Annotated in this window: 19 protein-coding genes and 1 pseudogene; 13 read left to right on the forward strand and 7 right to left on the reverse strand. The window is 69.9% G+C overall.

What is annotated here, in order from left to right:
- Positions 1-310: 310 nt before the first annotated feature.
- The 5 genes and pseudogenes from ADL15_RS21975 to ADL15_RS21990 form a co-directional block, all read right to left on the reverse strand.
- Positions 311-1,126: pseudogene (locus ADL15_RS21975) on the reverse strand (IS5 family transposase); the annotation flags it as partial.
- Positions 1,127-1,194: 68 nt separating this feature from the next.
- Complete coding sequence (locus ADL15_RS21980) at positions 1,195-2,664, reverse strand: tyrosine-type recombinase/integrase (protein ID WP_067694263.1); 1,470 nt, start codon at positions 2,662-2,664, stop codon at positions 1,195-1,197.
- A gap of 84 nt (positions 2,665-2,748) precedes the next feature.
- A complete protein-coding gene (locus tag ADL15_RS51605; protein WP_198170944.1) occupies positions 2,749-3,111 on the reverse strand; it encodes a helix-turn-helix domain-containing protein in 363 nt (120 codons plus the stop codon).
- Between the two features lie 174 nt (positions 3,112-3,285).
- The gene (locus ADL15_RS21985; protein WP_232344276.1) at positions 3,286-4,170 is read right to left on the reverse strand and encodes a hypothetical protein; all 885 of its coding nucleotides are present in this window, start codon (positions 4,168-4,170) and stop codon (positions 3,286-3,288) included.
- The gene (locus ADL15_RS21990; protein ID WP_232344277.1) at positions 4,124-4,681 is read right to left on the reverse strand and encodes a DNA cytosine methyltransferase; all 558 of its coding nucleotides are present in this window, start codon (positions 4,679-4,681) and stop codon (positions 4,124-4,126) included. The genes ADL15_RS21985 and ADL15_RS21990 overlap by 47 nt, the downstream gene beginning before the upstream one ends.
- 242 nt (positions 4,682-4,923) lie before the next feature.
- Between ADL15_RS21990 and ADL15_RS21995 the strand changes: the two genes are divergently transcribed.
- Positions 4,924-5,619, forward strand: a complete 696-nt coding sequence (locus ADL15_RS21995) for a TIGR02391 family protein (protein ID WP_198170946.1) — start codon at positions 4,924-4,926, stop codon at positions 5,617-5,619.
- 47 nt (positions 5,620-5,666) lie between these two features.
- Here the strand turns inward: ADL15_RS21995 and ADL15_RS22000 are convergent, their stop codons facing one another.
- A complete protein-coding gene (locus ADL15_RS22000; protein ID WP_067694269.1) occupies positions 5,667-6,647 on the reverse strand; it encodes a TRM11 family SAM-dependent methyltransferase in 981 nt (326 codons plus the stop codon).
- Positions 6,631-7,575, reverse strand: coding sequence for a hypothetical protein (locus ADL15_RS22005; protein WP_067694272.1), 945 nt, complete (start codon positions 7,573-7,575; stop codon positions 6,631-6,633). The genes ADL15_RS22000 and ADL15_RS22005 overlap by 17 nt, the downstream gene beginning before the upstream one ends.
- Before the next feature lie 507 nt (positions 7,576-8,082).
- Here ADL15_RS22005 and ADL15_RS22010 point away from each other — a divergent pair.
- The 12 genes from ADL15_RS22010 to ADL15_RS22065 all read left to right on the forward strand — a co-directional run bounded on the left by ADL15_RS22010 (position 8,083) and on the right by ADL15_RS22065 (position 22,718).
- On the forward strand, positions 8,083-8,946 hold the full coding sequence (locus ADL15_RS22010; RefSeq protein WP_067694275.1) for a hypothetical protein: 864 nt from the start codon (positions 8,083-8,085) through the stop codon (positions 8,944-8,946).
- Between the two features lie 512 nt (positions 8,947-9,458).
- Positions 9,459-9,851 carry a pilin gene (locus ADL15_RS22015; RefSeq protein ID WP_067694278.1) on the forward strand — a complete coding sequence of 131 codons (393 nt, stop codon included), beginning with the start codon at positions 9,459-9,461 and terminating at the stop codon, positions 9,849-9,851.
- Between the two features lie 3 nt (positions 9,852-9,854).
- Positions 9,855-10,763 (forward strand): hypothetical protein, encoded by a 909-nt coding sequence (locus ADL15_RS22020; protein ID WP_067694280.1) that lies wholly within the window; start codon positions 9,855-9,857, stop codon positions 10,761-10,763.
- 35 nt (positions 10,764-10,798) lie between these two features.
- The gene (locus tag ADL15_RS22025) at positions 10,799-11,713 is read left to right on the forward strand and encodes a PrgI family protein (protein WP_394326948.1); all 915 of its coding nucleotides are present in this window, start codon (positions 10,799-10,801) and stop codon (positions 11,711-11,713) included.
- A gap of 5 nt (positions 11,714-11,718) precedes the next feature.
- Positions 11,719-13,503, forward strand: coding sequence for a VirB4 family type IV secretion system protein (locus ADL15_RS22030; RefSeq protein WP_067694438.1), 1,785 nt, complete (start codon positions 11,719-11,721; stop codon positions 13,501-13,503).
- Between the two features lie 68 nt (positions 13,504-13,571).
- Entirely contained in the window at positions 13,572-16,013 is a 2,442-nt protein-coding gene (locus ADL15_RS22035) for a type IV secretory system conjugative DNA transfer family protein (protein ID WP_394326949.1), read from the forward strand.
- Positions 16,014-16,432: 419 nt separating this feature from the next.
- On the forward strand, positions 16,433-17,302 hold the full coding sequence (locus ADL15_RS22040) for a replication-relaxation family protein (RefSeq protein ID WP_067694444.1): 870 nt from the start codon (positions 16,433-16,435) through the stop codon (positions 17,300-17,302).
- Between the two features lie 458 nt (positions 17,303-17,760).
- Positions 17,761-18,528 (forward strand): hypothetical protein, encoded by a 768-nt coding sequence (locus tag ADL15_RS22045; protein WP_338025558.1) that lies wholly within the window; start codon positions 17,761-17,763, stop codon positions 18,526-18,528.
- A gap of 155 nt (positions 18,529-18,683) precedes the next feature.
- Positions 18,684-19,205: a hypothetical protein gene (locus ADL15_RS22050; RefSeq protein WP_067694286.1), complete on the forward strand. Its 522-nt coding sequence runs from the start codon at positions 18,684-18,686 to the stop codon at positions 19,203-19,205.
- A gap of 583 nt (positions 19,206-19,788) precedes the next feature.
- Positions 19,789-21,150 carry a hypothetical protein gene (locus ADL15_RS22055; RefSeq protein WP_067694289.1) on the forward strand — a complete coding sequence of 454 codons (1,362 nt, stop codon included), beginning with the start codon at positions 19,789-19,791 and terminating at the stop codon, positions 21,148-21,150.
- A gap of 137 nt (positions 21,151-21,287) precedes the next feature.
- On the forward strand, positions 21,288-22,163 hold the full coding sequence (locus tag ADL15_RS22060) for a hypothetical protein (RefSeq protein WP_067694292.1): 876 nt from the start codon (positions 21,288-21,290) through the stop codon (positions 22,161-22,163).
- Positions 22,164-22,454: 291 nt separating this feature from the next.
- Positions 22,455-22,718, forward strand: coding sequence for a hypothetical protein (locus tag ADL15_RS22065; RefSeq protein ID WP_067694295.1), 264 nt, complete (start codon positions 22,455-22,457; stop codon positions 22,716-22,718).
- The last annotated feature ends 162 nt before the right edge of the window (positions 22,719-22,880 follow it).

Raw genomic sequence — 22,880 nt, forward strand, 5'->3', positions numbered from 1 at the left:
ACATCATCGGCCGCTACAGCGATGGCGCGCTACGGCTCTACGCCGGCAACGGTGCCGGCGGCATCGCCAGCACCTACACCACGATCGCGACCTCCTGGGGCAACATGAGCGAGATCTTCTGACCTAGGGCGAGTTTTAGAAGTTGGGTCGCCAGGTGGAGGTCACGGCGTGGCGGTGATCGATAACTGAAGAGGTCTCCGGTAAGTGGTTTCAGCGACCAAGCTAGAACTTCATACCGGAGACCTTGTGGCCACCTTAGAGAGCATCTGATCCCGACATGTCCGTCCGGCGACGAAATACGAGTTACCCAACGCCAGGTTTGGGTGGATTCTCCGGTCAGTCTGAGCATGATTGTGTTAGACATCGCCCATTGGACCATCGCAGCCGAACGCTGCGGCAGTGCCTCATAGTCGCGGACCATGCGCCGGTGCTGCATCAGCCATCCAAACGTCCGCTCGACCACCCACCGACGCGGAAGAATATGAAACCCCTTCTCGGCGTGGCGCGGCACCACCTCGACGTCGATGCCGAGTCGTGCTCCGTGACGCAGCACCGTGTTCTGGTAGCCACCGTCGACCCAGACCTTGCTCACCGTCGGATGCTTGTCGGCCAGCGTGCTCAGCAGGACCTTGCCGGCGGCAGAATCGGATACCGACGCCGCCGTGACCACCACCGCCAGCAGTAGCCCGAGGGTGTCGGTGGCGATGTGCCGTTTACGTCCCTTGATCTTCTTCGCCGCGTCGATGCCCTGCTCGGATTCCCTTACGTTGCAAGACGTTTTGACGCTCTGGGCGTCCAGCACCGCAGCGCTCGGCTCAGCATCTCGGCCCATCGTCTCGCGCACCCGAGACCGCAGAAGATCGTGGATGCGAGCCGTCGTGCCGTCGGTCTCCCACTTGGCGTAGTAGTCATAGACGGTCTTCGCTGGCGGGAAGTCGTGCGGCAGGTACTCCCACGCCATGCCGGTCCTCGCTACGTACAAGATCGCGTTGACGATCTCCCGCAGATCATGCACCGGCGGCTTGATCCCCAGACCCCGCCGGGCCCCACGCCACTGCACCAGCACGGGCTCGATCAACGCCCACCGGGCATCCGACAGGTCCGTTCGATATGGAAGTCGCTCCATCCCCATGCCGGACCAACGAACGATCACGGCCGATGACATGCGCAAACGTGAACTATCCCCTTAGGGGATCAGATGCCCTCTAAGCGGCGTTTCGCATTGATGCGTTCGGCAACGGCTCCAGCCGCGTCGTGGTGCAGGGTCTTGGTGACGCTCTGGTAGGTGTCGCGGGTCAGAGTGGTGCTGGAGTGGCCGAGTTGTTCGGAGACGACTTTGATGTCGGTACCGGCTTCGAGGGCGATGGTGGCGGCGCCGTGGCGTAGGTCGTGGAACCGGATCGGGGGGAAGCCGCCGCGTTTGACCAGTCGCCGGAATCGCTGGGATACCGAGTTGGGGTGCCAGGCGCGGCCGTCGGGGCGTACGAAGAACAGTCCGGTGTCCGGCCAGTCTTCGCCGGTGGCGAGCTGCCTCCGGTTCCGGGCGGCTTTGTAGCGGGCCAGGACGGCGACCGTGTCGTGGTCGAGGATGAGATCGCGGTTACCGGCTTCGCTCTTGGGTTTCTTGTGATGCGGTGTCTGACCGTGGACGGCGATCTGGTTGACGATGCTGACTTCGGCCTTGCCCAGGCGCACTTCGGCGTCGAGCAGCCCGCAGGATTCACCGCGTCGGGTGCCGCGGTAGGCGACGAAGTGAAGCATCGGGTACAGATCCGCTGCGTTGATCTCTGCATAGTCGAGGAACTCGGCGAGCAGTTGGTCGGTCCAGACCATGACGCGCCCGGGGACTTCGCCGGTGGCCCGCCACCGTTCGACGCGTTCGGGTTCCCAGACGATCGGCTTCGACCGCGGGTTCGGTGTCTTCATCAGCGCGGCCGGGTTCGGCACTCCGGCGATGACGCCGAGCCGCAGCGCGCTGTTGAAGGCGTTACGCAGGGTGCCCCGGATCCGCGACCGGGTGGCCTCGCCGGTGAGACGTTGCCCGGCGACGCTTTTTCGGACCTCCGGGTCGGGGCTGTTGCGCTTCTGTTGGATGTCGTCGTTTCTTTCTTTGATCTTGCGGATGAGGGTCTGGACGTGGTGCGGGCGCAGCTGGTCGAGTGGGATGTCGCCGAGGTGCGGGATGAGGTGCACGGTGATGTGACCGGCGTAGGAGCGGCGGGTGTTCTCGTCGACCTCGAGGTCTTTGATCCATCCGGTCAGATATTCGGCGACGGTGAGGACTCCGGCCAGAGGGCTGCCCGAGCCGAGGCGCTGGCGGAGGGTTTCCACATCGGGTAGGACACCGCTGGTGCGCCGACAGTGCTGTAGGAAGTCGGCGATCTCGACGAGGCGTTTCTTGTTCTTTCCGGCGAGGTCGAGCAGTCGGCGGACGTGGTCGATCTCGTCCTGCGCGTCTGCCTGACTGTCGAAGCCGGTGGCGGGTCGCAGTTGGCGGCGTCTGCCCTCGACGGTTGTCGGGAGTTCGAGTTGGTAGGCCCACTGGCCGTGGGCGGGGTTCCAGGATCGGTTGGCGCGACGGAGTCTCGGACAGTTGTTCCTGAGTGGTTTGCCGGTGTGCGGGTCTTTGCAGCGGCAGATCTTGAACGGCGTGTGGCTAGCCATGGGTGTAGGGCTCCCGGTGGTTCGAGGTCCGGTGTGCAGCGGTTTGCGGGTTGATGGACATCCACGCTCGATGCCGGGCGCAGATCAAGTCGTCGGTGTATCGGAGCGCTTCGGGGCGGGTCCCGGGTCTGCCGCATCGAGAGCATTGAGACCGGCAGCGTCGGCAGGTTCGACGAGTGGTGTCTGTGCGTCGAGCTGCAAGAGGACGAGGAGGCCGGCCACCGCGACCCGGTACTGCTTGCCGACATGGATGACGGGCACAGGGAAAGCGCCGCTACGGGCCAGCCGGTAGGTGCTGTTGCGAGAGATACCGAGGATTTCCCCGGCGGTGAGCAGATCCGTCGTTGCGCCCAGGGCACGTATCTCACCGATGTCCCATGTACGGCGCGGCGGGGCTTCGATCGGGTCAGGGCGGTTGGTCGGCGTGCGAGTTCGACGGTCGTTCATGCGCTGCCACCTTCGTCATGGCGTAGAGACGGATTCGATGATCGGAACGCGGCCGGCCGGCGCGTGCCTCGCCGAGCGCGGTAGACGTGGGCGACTGGGCGGGCGCCCTGGTAGGGACGCCCGCCCAGCGCGAATGGCTGCAAGTTGACCGTCCGCCGATGGCTCGATGAGTGGCTATCCGACCGTCCGGTGGTGTGGGCAGAGCAGGAGCCGCAGGGCCGTGGATGCCTGTTGCCAGACCACACCGTTGCCCAGCACCCGCAGCGCCGCGGTGCGTGGCAGGTCGAGGCCGGTGACCCACGCCTGGTCGAGGCCCATGAGCCACTCGACGAACGGTGGGGCCAGCACCGGTCTGCCGTGCTTGCCCGGCTGCGTCGGGTCCGGGACCGGCCGGCCGAGCAGCAGTTCCCACCGGGCCACCGCGGTGGCGTAGACGCCCCACCGCTGTTCGTCGAGCTCGCCGAGCGCGGCGACGGCGGTGACCAGATCGGCGCCGCCGTCGCCGTGCACGCAGCGGCCGTGCCCATCGCTGGCCCGCGGGGTGGGCAGCATCCGCACCCGGACCGCCGCGGCCGGCAGGGTCAGATCACCGTGGCTGCCCCGCTGCCCGGGGCAGCCCTTCTCACCATCACTGGCCCGCGGTGTGGGGAGCAGTACCTGCGACAGCGGCGGACGGAACCCGGCTCCCGCCCGCTGGCCGGGCGTGCCGGTGTCGCTGGCCCGCGGGGTCGGCAACAGCCGGGCGGCGTCGGTCAGCGTGCGACCGGCGTGCCCGACCTGCGGTGTGCTGCGCCCGGCGGTCGCGTTGGCCGAGCTGCGACTGTCGGCGACCGTCGGGGTCGGCAGCAGCGTGCCGGCCAGTTGGGCGAGGCCGGGCCGGCGGACCGCCCCGGCCGACTCGGATCTGTTCGACCCGTACGCGACCGCGGTCGGGGTGGGCAGCAGCGGATTGCGGCTGCCGCCCGGTTCGATCAGGTCGGGCAGCCCGTACGGGTGGCCGGGGCCTTTGCCGTCACGGGCGCACGGGGTCGGCAGCACCGGCCCCGACGGCGATGTCACGACGGACAGCCAGCAGGAACAGCCGGTCTCGGCGGTGGGCGGCGCCGACGTCACAAGCGCGTAGGCATACCCACCGTGTGTCGTACCCGATCGCGGCCAGATCGGCGTGGACGACGTCGAAGCCGCGCCGGAGGAGCGCGGCCACGTTCTCCACGAAGACCAGCGGGGGTAGAAACGCGCGAACGGCGTCGGCGACCGCTGTCCAGAGGCTGGAGTGCGCGCCGGTGATCCCGGCACGTTTGCCCGCGTTGGAGATGTCATGGCAGGGGAATCCGGTGGTGATGATGTCGACCGGCGCGACGCTGTTCCAGTCGACGGTGCGGATGTCGCCGAGGTTGACGACGCCCGGCCATCGGGCGGTGAGGACTTTCTGGGCGTGCGGGTCGGTTTCGGCGTACCAGTAGAGCCGGCCGCCGAGGACGGCTTCGACGGCGAGGTCGAGTCCGCCGAAGCCGGTGCACAGTGATCCGATGCGGAGCCCGGTTCCGAGCGGCGAGGGCGCGGCAATCACGCCACCTCCCGCAGCCCAGTTATCGGCTGGATCGGCAGCGCCGGTCCCGGACCAGCCGTCGCGTCGCGCGTCGCCAGGTCCGGGGACGCTTCGATCGGACGAATCTCGTATTCGCCAGTACCTGTCTGCACCACACTCGAACGAGTGGCTCTTGCCTGGTCGACTGGCCACGTGCAGTGCCGCATCCTGTCGGCCAGATGGCTGCCCGTCGGGCAGGCACCCGGAGTGGGCAGGATGGTGAGATGACAACGGATTGGACACTGCATGCAGACGAAGTCATCGCACTTCCGCTGGATGAACTTGGCCTGCTCGTCTTGCGAGACGCACATGACAACGCGGTAGGAAACTGGCGCACCTGGCTTTTGACCAGAAGGAACCCGGGCTACGCGAAGCGACCAGACGCGATGGGGGCGCTGAGCGAGGCCTGGGGTTGGATCGAGAACCGAGGACTGATCGCCTGGGACCTTGGCCAGGACACCACTGGGGCATTTCTGATCAGCCGCAAGGGCCACCAGTTCCTTAACGATGGTCTGAACTGGTTGAAGGCCGTTGAACGGCTCGATGTCGACCTCGTACCCGCCCTGGAGAGAACCGCTCGGCCCCAGTTCCTTCGAGGTGACTTCGAGATCGCTGCGTTCGCGGCGATGAAAGAGGTCGAGGTCCAAGTGCGTGCCAGGTCCGGTCTCGGCACCGCACCTGACGAGATCGGCACCAAGCTGATGGTAAAGGCGTTCAAGCCAGGCGGACCGCTTTTCCGGGAGGAACTCGAGGGTGGCGAATCGACCGCACAGATGAATCTCTTCCAAGGCGCTATCGGGCTGTTCAAGAATCCGTCGAGCCATCGACGGGTGGACTTCAACGACGCCACCGAGGCCGCGGAGATCGTGCTGTTGGCCGACCTGCTGCTGCGGCTGCTCGACAAAATCGAAGTCCCGTAGCAGATGGTCGGGCCGGTCGAGGAGGAGAAAGCGGGCGGCAGGTGCGGTCACGCCACCACCCCGCTATCGGGCATTGGCGGCGCCTGAAACACCAGCACGTCCTCATGCGCGATCAAATGCATCGGCGTGCCGGCCCTGCGTGCCTTGCGGACTGCCTGCAGCTGGAAGAAGCTGGGCCGGGCGACCAGGCCGCCGTCTCGGACCGCGGCGAGCAGCGCTACACACCGGTCCACCGGGATGAGCCCGGCCCGCAGCCCGGCGCCGATGACCGCGGACGGCAGGTCGACGAGCTGCCCGTTCTTGCGCCACGGACGGGCGGTCACCACGACCACCCCGCCGGGGCGCAGCAGCACCCGGCAGCCGGCCAGGATCTGCGCGAACCCGTCGGCCAGGCCGGTCAGGTCGCGGTAAGCAAGATTGCCGCGGTCGGTGCCGTCGTTGTAGGTGTTGTCGGATTTGCGGACGCCGCCTTCGCCGGGTTCGACCAGGCCGTGCACCGTCGGCCCGTACGGCGGCGACGTCACGACCAGGGCGACCTGCCCGGTCAGGGCCGCCGGGACCAGCGACAGGATGCCGGTGGAGTCTCCGCGGATCACCGCGGCCCGGCCGGTCGCCCCTTGGGTGTGAGCGTGTTTGATGTTGGCGTCGGCGATATCGGACCACCGCGACTCGTACTCGATGCCGAACGCGTCGCGGCCGGCGTGCACCGCCTCGACGAGGGTGGTGCCGATCCCGCACATCGGGTCGAGCACCAGATCTCCTGGCTCGGTGTAGTGGGTGATGGCGTGCTCGGCGATCGCCGGGAGCATCCGGGCGGGGTGCTTGATCGACTCGGCGACGTAGCGGCCCTTGCGCTGCACCGGCCCGGTCGACTGGGCGGTCGCCCACACGCTCAGCCCGTCCGGGCCGTCGCTGCGGTGCCGGGCGTCGTAGGCCCGGTGCCTCCCGCCGGAGACCGGCCGCGCGGCGGGAGCCTCGGGCGGGGTGCCCGGCTCTTGATGGGAACGGTGCTTAGCCACGGCGGCCACCGCCCTTACGACCAGTCTTGCCGGAAGCCGGGTCGGGTCGGCTGGTCTGGCTGAACACGAGCAGGTCGGCGTGCACGCGCAGGTGCGCGGCCTGCCACTTGCCGGTGGCGTCGGCCAGGGCGAGCAGCTCTTCGTCGGTGACGTGGTAGATGAACGCGTCGCCGTCGGTGTCAGCGGCGACCGCGACGATGTGCTGCAGGTAGCCGAGCCGGACGCCGGCGGCGGCCTGCACGACCGAGGAGAAGTCCTCCGGGATCGGCGGAGTGCCCGCCGGGACGGCGACGATGAGGATGAGGCAGCCGCCCGGGCGCAGCAGCTGCGCGCAGGCAGTCAGCAGCCACGCCAGACGGACCCGGTTGGCAGCGTCGCCGGTCTCGTCGAGCGGCCAGCGGGCGACCACCAGACTGGTCACGCCGTGCAGGGAACCGTCGACCGGAAGACCGTCGACCGGAAGGCCGGTGCCCGGGGTCGCCGGGTGCAGGGCGGGGTCGGTGAGGTCGTCACCGAACCAGGCGCTCAGATCCGGCAGGTCTTCGTCGTCCTCGCCGTCGCCGGTGCCCTCGGGCACGGTGTCGGCCGTGGTGTCGGCGGAGCGGACCGGGCTGGCTGGGCCGACGATCAAGCTGGGCGCGTCGGTGAACCAGGCCGGGTGGTGCAGACGCCCACCAGCCGTGCAGGCCTGGGTGAGGGCGTGGCCATCGGTGAGGTCGACGACGACCTCACCCGGGCGGGAGTAGGCGGCGATCAGCCGGGCCGCGAGACGCGCGCCGATGCTGCGTCCGGTGTCAGCTTCGGTCCGGGCGGTACGCCAGACGGTGATCGGGACCGGCGGGTCGCCGGCGATCAGGTCGGTCGGGGCCGCATCGATCGCGGCCGGATCGGTGGAGGTGGACGGGCTGGTGTGGTGCTGCGGCGTGTGCTCGCTCATGAACTGGTGGGCTCCACGCCGCGCCGTGATGCGCTGACACCCTCAAACCGGGTTTTGTGCGCTGTGGCGAACACTCGCCGGTCTGTCAGCGGTCTAACGCTTTTCTGACAGCGCCCCGCCTGTCGGCTCCGCCGGCGAGCGCCGGGCCAGCCGGCCGAGGCTGTCAGTCGCGATGAGGCCGCGCGCGGGCCCGCTGCCAGACCCGGCGGCTGCTGCCAGATTCCTGTTGGTCGTTGGTGCACCCACGACTGACACCGCGCCGCGCGCATGAAACCGCCGGTCAGCGCGGGTTTTTAGAACCGTGTCAGGCGGCTGTCAGACGGCGTGCGGGCCTGCTGAACGCGCCGAACGCCCGGTATCGGCCGCCTTCACGCGCGCTGACTTGCACTGTCAGAACGGTGTCAGCCGCTCGTGGCCCAATCAGCGGCATGCCTGCACGGCCGGCCCGATCCCCATAGGGCATGGCCGCGGCGAAACCTGCCGTCTCGATTCCCAGGAGTTCGTTGCATGACCGCCACCGACTGGCCCGATTCACCGCTGGACGCCGTCGACGCCGCCTTCACGGCTCTGACCACCGGCCCGCAGCCGCTGCTACTCGACCTGGAGCCGCTACGCGACGGCACCGACCTGCCCGCGGGCAGGCCCAGCCTGCCCGCGCTGCGGCGCTGGCTACTCAAGCACCCGCACTCCTTTGAGGCCCGCGACGCGGTATGGCGAGAGCTGATCCGCCGCGCCCGCCTCGACGGCTCGGCCTGGGTGATCGCCGCGACCGCCCTCGCCCTGCCCTCGCTGCGCCGCTACGCCGGACAGCTGCGCCGCGGCTGGGGCGGTGACGCCTACGACCTGGACGCGGAAATCCTCACCGGGTTCCTCACCGCGCTGCGGGACCGGGTCGACCTGGTGCGGCCGGCGCCGTACGCATCGCTGTGCCGGGCCGCGTGGCGCGCCGGCCACGAGCTGCACCAACGCGACGGCGCCGAAGCGATCCCACTCCCGGAGGAGATCCTCGAACACGCCACCGGGCCCCGCACGCCGAAACGGCCGTGGGGACACCCAGACCTACTGGTGCGCCGCGCTGTCGAGCTGGGCATCGTCGACGCCTGCGACGAGCAGCCCTACATCGACCTGCGGCTCGGCAACCGGGCGATCGAACCGATCGCCGCCCGCCTCGGCCTGGAGGTCAGCACCCTGCGCCGCCGCCTCGAACGTATCGACGCCCGCATCGCCGAGGCCGTCACCGACGGCATGCTCACCGAGACCACCTCACCGCAGGTCCGCCAGGAATGGAGAGAGCGAGCCGAACAGCGCCGCCGGATCCGAGCCGGCCGTGGCGCTGCCACACCGCAACAGCCGCAGCTACTCGCTGCCTGAGATCATCCGCGCCACCCGCAGCGGGCCCGACACCTTGTCGGGCTCGCTGCTTTGTAGTGGGTGGGGTGGGCTCCGATTCTCCGTATCCAGTCGAACAGCCACGGAGTCGTGAAAGCAGCCCTGAGCTGCACTGTCAGAACCATCGGGCTTCTGTCAGCCGCGTGTCAGACAGCCGAGTGTTCGCCACAGCGCACAAACACCGGTTTGAGGGTGCGAAACCGCGACGACACCGGGATGACCCGGGTGCCCTCCGCGGTCTTCGCCCGCCGTCGAGCCCCGAGTCTTCGGGTCGGTCGCCGTGAGCCGGGACGTTCTCGGGTGCCGCGCCCTTGATGCGCTGACACCTCATCACCAGCGAAACCCGAACAGGGAGGACGAGCTCCTCCCGAGACATCCGCGCTCACGTCGTATCTGCCCTTCGCCTCTGGCGTCCGGCGGCGGTTCCCTTTCCGCCGTTTGAGTATCGCCGCGCACCCGCCTGTCGTGGGTGCGCGGCGGGAGGTGACCCCGCCATGTCCCGCACGCTGTGGGCACGTCTGCGTGCCCCGAACACCCGTTCCACTCTTCTCGCCCGCCGGGCTGGTCTCGTTGCCGCGGCCCTCGTTGCGGCCGTCCTGATCCTGCTCGTCCCGGCCGCCGCCCACGCCGATGCCGGCACGGTGACGGCGGCCGCGAAAACCCTGCCGCAGGTCGTCGCGAACCTGCGGGCCTGGATCATGGGAATCCTGGCCGCTGTCGCCACGCTGTTCTTGGTCTTGGCCGGTGTGTACTGGGCGACCGCCGGCGGTGACCCGGCCCAGGTCGACAAGGCCAAAGGCGCGTTGAAGAACGCGTTGGTCGGTTACGGCCTGGCGGTCCTCGCCCCGGTCCTGCTGCAGGTCGTACGCGGCATCGTCGGCGGCTGAGCCATGGGTTGGCTCGATCCGACGCATTGGCTCGACAAGATTCTGGACTGGTTCGCCGGCCTGCTGCTGGACAGCCTCAACGCGCTGATCGCGGTGATCACCAACGTTCTGCTGGTCACCCCGAACGTGACCGGGCTGCCGCAGGTGCAGGCGTTGACCGGCCGTGCCGTGTGGATCGTCGACACGATGTTCGTGCTGGTGTTCCTCGCCGTCGGCGTGCTGACCATGACCAATCAAGGCGACGAACGGTCCCGCTACACGGTCAAGGACCTGATTCCGCGCTGCGTCGTCGGGTTCATCACCGCCCACTTCTCCCAACTGATCGCCGGCCAGATGATCGACTTGGCCAACGGCCTGACCAGCGCGCTGACCGAACAGAACTTCAACCAGGACGGCGCGTTGCAGGCGATGCGCAACAACATCACCGCCGGCGACGGCGGCCTGCTGTTCCTGGTCTGCGTGTCGATCATCTTGTTCCTGATGGCCGCCACCGGTTGTTCGGCGATCGTCAGGTTCGTTGTCGCGCTGGTCCTGACCGCCTGCGCCCCGATCGCGCTGGCCTGTCACGCGTTGCCGCAGACCGACCCGGTGGCCCGGCTGTGGTGGCGTTCGTTCGCCGGGGTCCTCGCCGTGCCGATGTTGCAGGGCTTCGTGCTGTTCTGCGCGCAGTGGATGCTGCTGGATCCGGCCGCGACGTGGCCGATGCTCGGCCTGCCGGTCGAGCCCGGCAGTGTGCTGAACCTATTCGTTGTCATGGTTCTGCTGTGGACCTGCGTGAAGGTTCCCGGCCTGGTCCGCCGCTACGCCACCGAAGGTGGGCGCAGCACCAACTTCCTCGGCGCGATGGTGAAAGTCATCGTCGTTCAGCAGATTAGCCGGGCGCTGCCCGGGATCGGCCGGGTGTTGCGATGAGCGAGCGCCGTGACAGCGACGTCGTGCGGGCGAGGATGCCCGCCGACGTCGACGCCCCCGACAAAGTCGCCTACGGACTCACCTTCCGCCAACTGGCGATCCTCGCCGTCGCCGCGGTCTGCGGCTACGGCGCCTGGCAAGCCCTGCAGGACCTTCTGCCGGTACCGGTGCTGCTCGGTGCCGCCGTCGTTCTCGGCGGTCTCGTGTTCGGGCTCGCAGCCGGGCGCCGCGACGGGCTGCTGATGGACGTGTGGCTGCTCGCGGCGGTGCGGCACTCCCGCGCGCCGCGGGCGCTGTCGACCACTGACACCACCGCCAAGGTCCCCGACTGGGTCGAGGCCCCGAAATCCAGGGTGATGCTGCCCGCCCCGCTGAAGCTGCCCGCCGCCGCGATCAGCGACGACGGCGAGATCACCCTCGGCAGCAGCCAGGCGGCGATGGTCGCCGCGACCAGTGTGAACCTGGCGCTGCGCACGGCGGACGAGCAGGCCGCCTTGGTCGACACGTTCGGCCGGTGGCTCAACAGTCTCTCCACGGCGACGCAGATCGTCGTCTCGGCGCAACCGGTCGACCTGCGGTCACACGCCCGCACCCTCGCCGCAGCCGCGGACACGATGCCGCACCCGGCACTCGCCGACGCGGCCGCCGACCACGCCCGCTTCCTCGACGACCTCGCCGAACGCCGCGACCCCTTACGCCGTCAGGTCCTGATCGTGACCCGCACCGGCGCGGGGGAGCGCGGCGAACACGCCGCCCATCGCCGCGCTGACGGCACGGTGCGGGCGCTGTCCGGGCTCGGCGTCACCACCCGAGCCCTTGACGGTCACGCCGCCACTGCCGCGCTGGCGGCGGCCGCGGACCCCTACCGGCCGCCGCGCCCGGGTGGGCTGGCCGCCCCCGACACCGTCATTACCGGCCCCACACCGGCCACACCCAGGAGACGAACGTGAAGACACTGACCCGCAAACGGGAACGAACTCCACCTGTTGAAACCCCGGCCTCGTCGCTGGCAGCCGCCGCTGCCCCGGCTTCCGTCGAAGTCACCCCCCGATTCCTGCGGGTCGGGGACGGGTACGCCGCCACCCTGGTGGTCACCGGTTACCCGGCCGAGGTCGGCCCGGCCTGGCTCGAACCGCTGTTGTCCTGGCCCGGTCGCCTCGACCTGGCCCTGCACATCGACCCGATCCCGGCGCCGGTCGCCGCCGGCCGGTTGCGGACCCAGCGCGCCCGATTCGAATCGAGCCGACGGGCGGACGCGGCGAAGGGCAAGCTGGCCGACCCGTACGTGGAGGCCGCCGCCGACGACGCCGCCGACCTTGCCGAACGCCTGGCCCGTGGAGTGTCGAAACTGTTCCGCGTCGGCCTCTATCTGACGGTGCATGCCCGGACCGAGGCCGAACTCCTCGAGGCGTGCAGTCAGGTGAAAGCCGCTGCCGCGTCGACGTTGATCGAGGTGCAGCCGGCGACCTGGCGACATTTGTCGGGCTGGACCACCACCTTGCCGCTGGCCACCGACAGTTTGCAGATGCGCCGGACCATGGACACCGCCGCCCTGGCCGCCGCGTTCCCCCTGGCCTCGGCGGATCTGCCGGCACCGCTACCCGGCGATCCCGCGTCGACCGGTGGGGTGCTCTACGGCATCAACCCGGACTCGCAGGGCATCGTCTGGTGGGACCGGTGGAGCCAGGAGAACTACAACAGCATCGTCCTGGCCCGCTCCGGTGCCGGGAAGTCGTACTTCGTCAAACTCGACGTGCTGCGCAACCTCTTCCAGGGGGTGCGGGTCGCCGTCGTCGACCCGGAGGACGAGTACCTGCGCCTCGCCGACGCAGTCGGCGGCACCATCGTGCGGCTCGGCGCCTCCGGTGTGAAGATCAACCCCCTCGATCTGCCGGTCGGCGACAACCGCCCGGACGTCCTCACCCGCCGCGGCCTGTTCCTGCACACCCTCATCACGGTGCTCCTGGCCGAGGCGCCGCCACCCGGCGAACGCGCCGCCCTGGACCGGGCGATCCTGCAGACGTACCGGCAGGCCGGGATCACTGCGGACCCGGCCACCCACCACCGGGCCGCCCCACTGCTGAAAGACCTGACCGCGGTGCTCGACGCCGACGGCGACCCGGCGGCGACGCAGCTGGCTGCCCGGCTCGCGCCCTGGGTGCACGGCTCTTTCGCCGGGCTGTTCGACGGGCCGACCACCACCCGCCCCGACGGGCACCTGATCGTCTGGAGCCTGCGACAGCTGCCCGACGAGCTGCGCACGGTCGGTCAGCTGCTGGCTTTGGACGCGATCTGGCGCAGCGTCGACGCGCCCGGCCGGGCCGGCAGGTCGGTGCGCCGGCTGGTGGTCGTGGACGAGGCATGGCTGCTGATGCGCGACGGCGAGGGCGCCAAGTTCCTGTTCAAGATGAGCAAGGCGGGCCGTAAACGTAACGCCGGCCTGTCGGTGATCACCCAGGATGTCGCCGACGTGCTCGGCACCGATCTCGGTCAGGCCGTGGTCGCCAACGCCGCTACCCAGGTGCTGCTCAAGCAGGCGCCGCAGGCGATCGACCGGGTCGCTGACGCGTTCGGTCTCACCGCCGGTGAGCGGCGCATGCTGCTGTCCGCCCGGGTCGGCCGCGGCCTGCTCATCTCCGGCCCGCAGCGCACCGCGTTCGAGGCGATCTCGTCGCGGGCCGAGCACGGTCTGGCCACCACGAAGCCGTCCGACCTCGACGACGAGGAGACCGAGCTGTGAACACGATCCTGTCCGTACTCTCCTCGCCCACGTCGGCGCCTGGTCCTTCCGGACCGGGCGCCGATGTCATTGCGCCGCCGAGCGCGCCCGCGCAGTGGATCCTCGACACCGGCACCTGGGCATGGCAGCGGCCCTGGCTGCTCGGCGTCGCCGCCGCGCTGCTCGTCGTGTACGTCGCGGCCCAGAATGTCCTGGCCGGGTGGCGTCACCACCGTCACGCCGAAGGCGCGCGCCTGGTCACGGTGGCGCCGCCGCCGGAAGTCGACGCGGCGTCGGCCGGCGCGTTGTGGGCGAACCTGCACGGCACCCTCACCCCCTCCACGAAACGGCGGCTGCTGTACGGCAGCCCGCACGTCGTCTGGCAGTACACCTGGACCGGCCGGCAACTGTTCATCTCCATGTGGGTGCCCGGCACCGTCTCGCAGGGCGCGGTCGAAGCCGCCGTCCGCGCCGCCTGGCCGTCCGCGGCGTGCACGACCGGCGTCGCAGCACCACCGATCCCCCTGCAGGTGCCGCAGGCGACCGGCGGCCACCTGCTACCCCAGGCCTCCGAGTGGTTGCCGTTCGAAACCGACCACGACAACGACCCGCTGCGCGCGTTGATGTCAGCCGGTTCCCAGCTCAAGGACGACGAGTACGCCTGCGTGCAGATCCTCGCCCGGCCCGCCCCACCCCGCCGGGCGGCACGGGCACGCCGGGCCGCCGGCCGGCTGCGCGACGGCAAGACCGCGGTGCCGACGATCAACCCGGCAGCGCCGCTGCTGTTCCTGCTGGAGATCTTCCTACCCGGCCGCAGCACCCCCACCCGCAGCGCACCGGCCGCCAGCCGACGCGACCCCGGCCTGGAACGCGACGTCCGGGCGATCCTCGACAAGACCGTCCACAGCCTGTGGACAATCGGGATCCGGTACGTCGTCGCCAAGGACAACCCGCGCGGCGGCGCCCGCTCGGCCGACCGCCTGCGCGGCATCGCCGACACGATCGCCTCCGCCTACGCCGTGTACGCCGGCCGGAACCGGCTCGCCCACCGCACCCGCATGGGCCAGCCGGTGGAGGTGGTGGCGGCCCGGCGCCTCGGCGCCGGGTTCCTCGCCTGCACCCCCGAACTCGCGGTCATGGCCGCACTACCCCGGGACCTGGCGGTCCCCGGCCTGGACCGGGCCCGGGCCAAGTCGATGCCGGCGCCGGTGGCGGTCCCGACCGGCGGGCGTGGGGTGAAGGTGCTCGGCGACGCCGAGATCGGCGGGCACCCGGTCGCCCTCGCCGTCTCCGACGCCCGCTATCAGATGCACGTGGTCGGGTCGACCGGCTCCGGCAAGACGACGCTGCTGGTGAACATGGCCGTCGACGACATCATCGCCGGCCGCGGCACCGTGGTGATCGACCCGCACGGCGACCTCGTGCTGGACATCCTGGACCGGCTCCCCGCCAGCGTGGCGGACCGGGTGGTGCTGTTCGACCCCGACCAGCCCAACCCGCCCACGATCAACCCTCTTGAAGGCGACGACCCGGACCTGGTCGTCGACAACATCGTGAGCATCTTCGGCAATATCTTCGCGAAAGCGTGGGGGCCGCGGATGGACGACGTCATGCGGGTCGCCTGCCTCACCCTGCTGCGCCACGCGAACGTGACCTTGCAGCACATTCCGCCGCTGCTCAACTCGGCGCAGTTCCGCTCTGCGATGACCGTCGGCCTGGACGACCCGGCCGGTTTGAGTGGGTTCTGGCAGTGGTACGACTCGCTGAACCCGGCGCTGCGCTCGCAGGTCATCGGCCCTGTCCTGGCCCGGCTCCGCAGCTTTCTGTTGCGTGACTTCGTGAAACGCACGATGCGGTACCCGCGCAGCAGTTTCGACATGGGCAAGGTCCTCGACGGCGGCGCCCTGCTGGTACGCATCCCGAAAGGTCAGCTGGGGGAGGACACCAGCAAACTGCTCGGCTCCCTGATCCTGGCGCAGGTGTGGCAGGCCGCCACCGCCCGCGCCGGCATCGAGCCGGAACGGCGACGCGACGCGACGCTGATCATCGACGAGGCGCAGAACTTCCTCACCCTGGCGAGCAGCCTGGACAGCATGCTGGCCGAGGCCCGCAAGTACCGGCTGTCCATGGTCCTGGCCCACCAGGACCTAGCCCAGTTCCCGAAGGAGCTGCTCGCGGCGGCGTCCGCGAACGCCCGCAACAAAATCTATTTCTCGGTGGCGCCGGAGGACGCTCGCGTCCTGGCCCGCCACACGGCACCTGAGCTCGACGAACACGACCTCGCGCATCTGGACGCCTACACCGCGGTCGCCCGGCTGGTCGTTGCCGGCCGGCAGACACCGGCGTTCACCTTCAAGACCAGGCCGCCCAAGGCGGTCGTCGGTGAAGCGACCGCCATCCGGCAGGCCGCTGCGGCCCGTGTGCCGGCGCAGGACACCAGCGCGATCGACGAACTCGTCGAACAGTTCTCGGCCAAACCCGACGACGGGCGCCAGCAGCGCGGCAAGAGCGGCGAGAAGCCGAAATCCTGAGCACGGTGCCTGTGTCACAACGCAGAAAAGGTCGGCGCTGACCGACCAAGAAAGTTTGTCAGCGCTGCTCAACAGCGTGTGAGCCCGCCTTCCGTGTGGGCTTCACCAGCCCTTCACCACCGAGCACTCCGTCGCCCTGACAGAACCGGCGGATGTGCCCTGTTCTCGCAGCACACCGCCGCTGAGCGACTCTCGGCGGCTCCTGCGCGCACCCCGACACCCCTCCAACGGAGGGACAACCTCTTCCGCCTGAAGGAGCCCCACCCGTGTCCACCTCGGATCACTCCGATTCGTCGTCCAGTTCCTCCTCACCCCCTTCTCCTCGTTCTTCCTCTCGTTCCTCGTCGTCCCGTTCCTCCAGTCCTTCGTCCTCCCGTTTCGCTTCGCTCCGGTCCTCGTCTCGGTCCTCGTCATCTCGCCTGGACCGCCTCGACCGGCTGCGTCGCCTGACCGCCCGCGACCACCTGCTGCTGTCCTGGCTCGCCGAGCACTACGTGCTGAGCACCGGCCAGATCGCCGCTGCTCTGTTCCCGTCGCTGCGCTCGGCCCGGCTGCGTCTCGCCGTGCTGCATTCGTTGCAGGCCGTGACCCGTTTCGTCGACGTCACCACCGGCGACCGCCAGTACCTCTACACCCTCGGCCCGCTCGGCGCGGTGGTCTACCCGACGCAGTACAACGACCCGAGACGCACCGACGGCCGGGATCCGCGTTCCAGTGTGGAACGCACCGAACGCATCATCGGCAGCCGCAAACTGGCGCACCTGATCGGCACCAACCAGCTGTTCGTCGACCTGCACGCCTACACCCGCACCGACGAGAACGCCCGGCTGGCCCGCTGGTGGTCCGAACAGCACGCCACCGCCGTGTACGGGGCCGTCGCCGCGGCAGCCACCGGCCCCGGCATCCGCCCCGACGGGCACGGCATCTGGGAAGCCGGCGGCCGGGAAGTCGGCTTCTTCCTCGAACACGACAACGGCACCGAGACCATCGGCACCGTCCTGCGCAAACTGCGCGAGTACGACCGCCTCGCTGCCGGCGGCCCCCGCTACCCGGTGCTGCTGCGGGTGCCCAGCCGCCGCCGCGAGCAGCATCTGCTCGACGTCCTCGCCGGGGTGCGGCTGGCGATGCCGGTCGCGACCGGCATCCACACCGAGCACCCCGCCGGCCCCGCCTGGACGCTGACCCACGACCCGGCACCACGCCGGTGGCTGCACGAACTGCCGTCGGATCACGGCCCGGAGAACCCGGCCACCAACCCGCACCGCTACCCCGGCGCCGCCTCGGCGTAGTCGTCCTGCAGCGCTACTCCGTAGCGACTGCTGCGGGGCCGCCTCCAGGACCCTTCGGTTCTGGCAGGCCCGCAGAAAGTCTCACAGCGCCGCACACCGACCGTCCGCGAGCCTGACAACAGTCTGACATTGCAGGTCAGAGCACGTTCTGGCGATCATGACGGCGGCTGGTCCTGACAGACCGTGCCGCTACTGTTTTTCGGCAACACCTCTCTCATATATATCTCCACCCCGGTCCGGTCCCGCCTACAGGAACCATCGCCGCACCACCCGGTGCCCGCACCCACCGCCCTTAACAGGCCGGTCGGCGCCCGCGCCGCGCGGCGACCCCCAGGTCGCACCGAACCACCCCAGCAGTCCGCTGGACCTCCACCCCTTTCGTGAACCGACCCATGTACCCGGTGGGCCGGTCACTTCTGCGTGCTCTCAGCACGCCCGTATCGAAGGAGATCGTCACTATGACCGCTACCGCGTCCCGCAACGGACAGCGTGTCCCCAACCCCCCGGCTCCGCAGCCGGTCGCTCAGCCGAGCAATGGTCAGCCGCCGCTCGTCCGGCCCGCCGCGACCATCACCACGATGATCGTGTGCCTGCCCGACGGACTGTCGAGCGATGCGCTCACGGCTCACCAGCTGCACCGGCACTTCGGTGTCGACGGCACGTTGCAGGCCCGATTCTGGACGATCGAGAATCTGCGCCTGTGGCAGCGCCGGCAGATGTTCGAGCTGCGCAAGGGCACTCCCGCCTACTGCGCGGGTGGCCCGGCCAAGCTGCTGAACCTCGCAGGATTGAGGTACGCCGCCGGTGTCGGCGCGGGTATCCGTCACCAGCAGTGGCAGCAGGCCGTACAGGGCACCAAGCCGGCCCAGCCGTGGGTGACCTTCCACAGCCGGCACCTGAACGACCCGAGCAAGTACACCTTCGACCAGGCCGCCGCCGACTTCTGGCGGCAGCCGCGCGTCAGCGCGATGCGCATGCACAACGCGGCGAACACCGTCGCGCCGCTCGCGGTCGACGAGCTGGAGATGCTGCAGGCCGGACCTGCGGCCTACCAGCACTACAGCGCCTTGACCGCGGTCTGCGGCGACGCGCTGCTCACCGCAGAGGGACAGCAGATCGCGCCGGAAACCGACGCTCTCGCTGACCGCGTGACCTTCCTCGCGCAGGCCAACCGCTACCTCGAACACATCGAGGACGACCAGCGGCTGGTCGCGGTCACCCTCTAGCGCCACCACCAGAGTCCGGTCCGGTAGCCGCCGCCACACCCTGAACCCAAGGGACACGCGACAGCCCGGACCGGCTCCACCCCGCACCCGCGCACCGGCCCAGCCCGGTGCACGGGACCCGCATCCACCACGAACACGGAATCCGGAGGACGCACATGCTCAGCAGCATCCACATCCAGGCCATCGCCCGATGCCTGATCGATCTCGACGCTCACGCCCAACGCACCCAGGGCGGGCCCGGCGAGAATCTGCTCGCCGTCCTGCAGGAAACCCCCGTCCCGGGACACCCCGATCCGAGCGCCCGGCATCTCGGCGTCAACCCGTTGCCGGTGCAGCCGCAGGTCTGGCGCCATCCCGACGGGCCGGTCGCCGCGCTGCGCCAGGCCCACGACGACATGCGCCGCTTCGGTGTCCAGGAGCAGCTGGCCCAGGTCACCGGCGTGCGATTCCTGGCCTGGGTCTACCTGTACACCCAGACGATCGACGACGAGGACGGACCCGCCACCGTCCGGCAGATCGACGCCGTCGACATCGACGGCCGGGCCCACCTACTCACCCACGTGCTCGGCGAAGCAGGGCACTGCCTGCTGGTACTTCCAGACACGGCGGCGCCCGACTTCGACGGCACCCTCACCGTCCTGAACACCCTCGCCCGAACCATGCGCACCAGCGGCTGACAACCACGCGCCGCCCGCACCGACGCGCCCAGCGCCCGCGCGACACCGACCCGCTCGACCAGACCTCCGAACCGGCGCCCTGGCGGACGGAGCCGCTTCGCCCCTGCTCCGGACAATGCCGCCAAGGCGGCTGCGCATCCCGGCGACAACCCCTGCGCCACACGAGCGCTCCCGCTTGAGGGCCGCGGCGGCGACCGCAACCTACGGCCAGCCGTGGCAGCCCGGAGAAAGCCGGTAAAGGGCACCGCCCTGCCGCCGCAAGCGCAGATCCCGCCCGGCAAGAAACAGCCCGGCGCCCCGGGCCGGGGTGCTCGTACAGCCGCGGTCGGCGACACGGCCGCCCTTTCCCTCTTCCACCACCCACCCGCTCACGCGGGCCACCGGCCGCTGTCCGACGCCGATGACCTTGCCGGCCCCACAAGCCGCGTCCGGGTTCAGTTCCGCGCCCGGCATCCGCACCAGCCGACCTGCTGACACCTCTCCCCGGGACCACGCCTGGCCTGCCCTTGTCCCGGGTTCTCCCGAGACGAGTCACGCGGGTCCGCCACGGCCACCGGGGCCATCGAGAAAGGACTCCCAACCCATGTTCGAGCCCTCCACCGCGATCGCCAATCTGCTGACCGCCGTCGCGTCGAACCCGGCCGCCGCCGCGGGCATGCAGATGATGACCGACCGCGCCGCCGAATTCCCGCACTCGCTGGCCGCCTCGTTGACCGGGATCGCCCTCGACCCCGCCGGCCGTGAGTTCGCCGACCGATTCCTGGACACCTACTGGGCGAACCGGGACCGCCAGTTCGACGCGCTCGCCGACGCCGGCTCCGGGATCTACCGCGAGGTGATCATCGGCAGCGGCTACCACGCCGCCGTCTACGCGGCCACCCGCGTGCTGGCCGGCCACCCGCGGCCGCTGGTCCTCGAACGCGGCCCGCGCGTCGGCGGCACTTTCGCGATGAGCAGCCGGCCGGTGTTCTGGCTCAACTCCCGCAACCGTCCCGGCGGGCCCGGCCTGGCCGGCGACCAGACCGCGAACCTCAACTACCTGCCCGGCGCGCCGATCCAGGCCGCGAACGTCTCGGCGATCGAGTACCAGAACAACACCGACATGGCACTCGCGATCCGGCTGACCCTGGCGCAGTTCGCCGACGTCGTCCCGAACGCCAGGGTCGCCGCCGTCAGCCTGGACGACGGTGAGGGCGTCGAACTCGACATCGAGGGCCGCGGCCCGCTGTCGGCCAGGCGCGTCATCGACGCCCGAGGACTCGGTGACCCGGCCGGCGAGCACCTCGCCAACGGCACCACGATCGTCACCTTCGCCCAGTTCATGCAGCGCATGGACACTGCCTGGCCGTTGCGTGGCCTGCGCCGTGTCGCCGTCGTCGGTGGCGGGGACTCCGGCAAATGCACGGTCGAGTCGCTGCTGGGCATCGCCCCGCAGCCGTACATGACCGCCGCCGCACTGGACCGGGTGGACCGCATCGACTGGTACGCCGAACAACTGCCTGCCAGCTGTGTGGAGTGGCGGATGGAGGTCCGCGGCAGATACCAGGCGATCGGCAGTCATCTGCGCGCCGACCGGTTCGGCGTGCGCCGGCTGACCGTGATGCCGCGCCGCGCCAACGTCCTCGATCTGCCCGGCCGGGCACTGATCGACGGCAGCGGCTACGACCTGGTCGTGCTCTGCACCGGCAGCAAAGAACCGCTCATCCAGGGCCTGGGAACCGTCGGCGACTGCGAGATGTACACCGTCGCCGGTGCCGGCGCGGTCGCCCGCAAGTACTACGACCTCCCGGTATTCCGGGTCGGCCCGCACGCCAAGCTGCCGTTCACCCCGCAGGAATACGCCGCTGGGATCGACGAGGAGCCCGGCAACGCCGCCGCGATGTTCCGGCTCGGCAGCAAGACCGCGGCTCTCGCAGCGACCCTGCCGAGCGCCGGCGGCAACTGAAACGACCACCCAGGCACCGCCCGGATCGCGGTGCCTTCGGACAGGTTCCGCAACACCTCGTGACCCCACCGCCCGGCCGCGTCCGAACGCGGCCGGGCGGTCCTTGTTTCCACGCCATCTCTGCCCAGGGAGGCACCATGCCCCGCTACTGGTTCCGACTCGACGACGTCGCACCGTTGACCGCCCACGCGATCGGCTGCGAACAGCACACCACCACCCGCGCCGAGGCCCTCGCCGGCGCCAACAACGGACCGGCACTGGTCTTCGCCAGCACCCGCGACGGCGCCACACTGCGCTCCAACGGCAACCCCGCCTGGTACGACCACGACGGCAGCCAACACTGCGCCTACGCCACCGCCTGGCGGCACGCCCCGACCGGACGCACCAGCCACGTGCACCTCAGCGACTACGTGCACGCCTTCCTACCGCTGACCGGCCAGATCATGCACCTGATACACACCGCCCGCCGCACCGGCGACAGCTGGATCAGCGTCCACATCGATTCCCGCGACCAGCACCTGATCAGTGCCTACGCGATCCGCACCGCCACCCAACGCGACAGCATCGTCCCGGCCGGCTGCCGGTGGCGGCCCGCCCACGTCACCTGCCCGGAAACCGGCAGCGTCGCCTACCCCGCCCAGATCCCCGACGGCTACACCACCACCGCCGGGCACGCCCTGCCGCGCTTCGACCGGGACACCATCGCCAAGATCGCCGCCGACCTCGACCGCCTGCGCGCCATCGACGCGAGGCCCGGCGCGTATCCCATCCTGCGGCTGCGCGGCGACGACCTCACCGTCCTCGAGGAACAGACGTACGACGGCAACTGGACCTGGCGGCAGGTCGACCGGCTGCGCCCCGACCGCGCCGGTTACTTCCCCCTCGGGGCCTACCAGTGGTCTTGGGAGACCGTCACCCGGCCGTCACCCCTGCTCGCGACGGTGCGCCGAGCACTGACTGCCGTACGCCGAGGGCTGCCGGGCCACGCCCGAAGCCGAACTGGCCGGCCGTGAACACGGCGCACCCCCGAACGCGCCATCGTTCGCCGCGCAGCCGGCCAGCGACGAGGTGAACGCCAACAGAAAGGAACCTCCGTGACCAGTCCTCAGCGCGAGCCCGACCCGACCGGAGCGGACGCAACCAAGGGCGCAGATACCGCCGACGGACCACTTCCTTGTTATCACCAGCCGATGAGCGAACGGGATGCCTAGGCACTGGCTGGCAAGCTCATCGAGCGGGATTACCCGGGTAGCGATGACAAGTGGGGACCGGCCGGCGCGATCGTCGTCAAGATCGAAACCCGCGTGCTGATCGTTCGGGACCTACCACGGCCGAGCAACGATCCCGACCTCGATGGCGCGACCCTCGACACCGTCTTCGACGTGTGCTGCCAGCGGCAGCTGCTCGCCGCCGACGAGACGGTCGTCAAAGCCGGGTGGCTGGCCCCGACCGGCCGCGGGAATCCTGCCGCCGGCACTGCCCGGCTGACAGTGCAACTCGGCCCGGTCACGCTTGCTGGCCGGACCGCACCGGACGGCTGGCTGTTCTTCGGCTGGGCCAGCAGATAGAACGCTGCCGCCCGGCCGCACCGGCACACCCGAGGCCAGCCGACCTCTTGGCACCCCGACGCGTCGGCGCTCTCTGTGTCACCGGTCCTTGACCTGCACGACCCGGCCGCTGCCCGGCCTCTCCCGCGCAACCCGCGCACTCCGGGCACGGCCGATTGGCCG

Source organism: Actinoplanes awajinensis subsp. mycoplanecinus (genome assembly GCF_001509495.1).
Taxonomy (GTDB): domain Bacteria; phylum Actinomycetota; class Actinomycetes; order Mycobacteriales; family Micromonosporaceae; genus Actinoplanes; species Actinoplanes palleronii.

Excerpts from the sequence above, each read along its gene's own strand:
- ADL15_RS21980 (WP_067694263.1), bottom strand. The coding sequence starts at position 2,664 with ATGGCTAGCCACACGCCGTTCAAGATCTGCCGCTGCAAAGACCCGCAC.
- ADL15_RS51605 (WP_198170944.1), bottom strand. The coding sequence starts at position 3,111 with ATGAACGACCGTCGAACTCGCACGCCGACCAACCGCCCTGACCCGATC.
- ADL15_RS21995 (WP_198170946.1), top strand. The coding sequence starts at position 4,924 with ATGACAACGGATTGGACACTGCATGCAGACGAAGTCATCGCACTTCCG.
- ADL15_RS22005 (WP_067694272.1), bottom strand. The coding sequence starts at position 7,575 with ATGAGCGAGCACACGCCGCAGCACCACACCAGCCCGTCCACCTCCACC.
- ADL15_RS22010 (WP_067694275.1), top strand. The coding sequence starts at position 8,083 with ATGACCGCCACCGACTGGCCCGATTCACCGCTGGACGCCGTCGACGCC.
- ADL15_RS22015 (WP_067694278.1), top strand. The coding sequence starts at position 9,459 with ATGTCCCGCACGCTGTGGGCACGTCTGCGTGCCCCGAACACCCGTTCC.
- ADL15_RS22020 (WP_067694280.1), top strand. The coding sequence starts at position 9,855 with ATGGGTTGGCTCGATCCGACGCATTGGCTCGACAAGATTCTGGACTGG.
- ADL15_RS22025 (WP_394326948.1), top strand. The coding sequence starts at position 10,799 with ATGCCCGCCGACGTCGACGCCCCCGACAAAGTCGCCTACGGACTCACC.
- ADL15_RS22045 (WP_338025558.1), top strand. The coding sequence starts at position 17,761 with ATGACCGCTACCGCGTCCCGCAACGGACAGCGTGTCCCCAACCCCCCG.
- ADL15_RS22050 (WP_067694286.1), top strand. The coding sequence starts at position 18,684 with ATGCTCAGCAGCATCCACATCCAGGCCATCGCCCGATGCCTGATCGAT.
- ADL15_RS22055 (WP_067694289.1), top strand. The coding sequence starts at position 19,789 with ATGTTCGAGCCCTCCACCGCGATCGCCAATCTGCTGACCGCCGTCGCG.
- ADL15_RS22060 (WP_067694292.1), top strand. The coding sequence starts at position 21,288 with ATGCCCCGCTACTGGTTCCGACTCGACGACGTCGCACCGTTGACCGCC.